The sequence below is a fragment of the Aliifodinibius sp. S!AR15-10 genome (assembly GCF_031569985.1).
In the GTDB taxonomy this organism is placed as follows: Bacteria; Bacteroidota; Rhodothermia; order Balneolales; family Balneolaceae; genus JAMQKA01.
Genome location: NZ_JAMQKA010000122.1, coordinates 1 through 826, shown reverse-complemented (window position 1 = coordinate 826; position 826 = coordinate 1). Strand labels below are relative to the sequence as shown.

The window sequence follows — 826 nt, the reverse complement described above, 5'->3', positions numbered from 1 at the left end:
TTGCCCTGACCCCGGAATGGGAAGGGGAACGCTATCCCGATGGACGCCCGAAAGTGCCGGAGGGCATCCTGCAACGGATGAAGAAGGTGACCATTGAGGAAGCCTGGGCTGTGCTGCGTGGAGAAAACTATGAACATCAGTACGCCGAGGGATGGGAAGTGCTGAATCCCGACAGCGTGCTGGTGGGGCGTGCACTCACCGCTACATTTATGCCGGGTCGCCCCGACGTGCATCGGGTGATCCAGGCTCGAGGTGAGAAAGCCGGGCGTACCGGCTCGCAAAACTCTTGGCCGGTAGAGATGCTCCAGGATGGCGATGTCTACGTGGCCGACCAGTTTGGGGCCCATGAGGATGGACCGACCATCGGCGATAACGTAGGGAATGCCATCTACACCAACTCGGGCAACGGCATTGTCTATAACGGTGCGCTTCGTGATGTGGCCGGGCTGAAAGAGATCGAAGGCTTTACTGCTTTTTTTCGAAGCTACCACCCCTCACACCATCTTAATAATCCCGATGGAGAGCTCAACACCACGCTGGTAAGTATCAATGGGCCCACACGAATTGACGAGGTGATGGTCATGCCTGGGGATGTGGTACTGGGCCGTGACGGCGGCGTGATCTTTATTCCCCCGCACTTGGCCGAGCGTGTCGTAAAAACCTCCGAGATCGTGCGGCTGCGGGATATGTTTGGTCAGCAGCGGCTGCGAGAGGGCGTCTACACCTCCGGGCAGATTGATGCCCGCTGGTCTGATGAAATTGAGAAGGATTTTTCCCAGTGGCTGGAAGATCACATGGATGAGCTGCCGGTACCCAAAGAGCAAAT

Annotated in this window: 1 protein-coding gene; it reads left to right on the top strand. The window is 57.3% G+C overall.

All coding sequences use genetic code 11. The annotated features are described in order from the left end of the window. Positions 1–826, top strand: an 826-nt coding sequence (locus NC796_RS26620; protein WP_310688929.1) for a hypothetical protein, incomplete at both ends; no start/stop codon positions are given.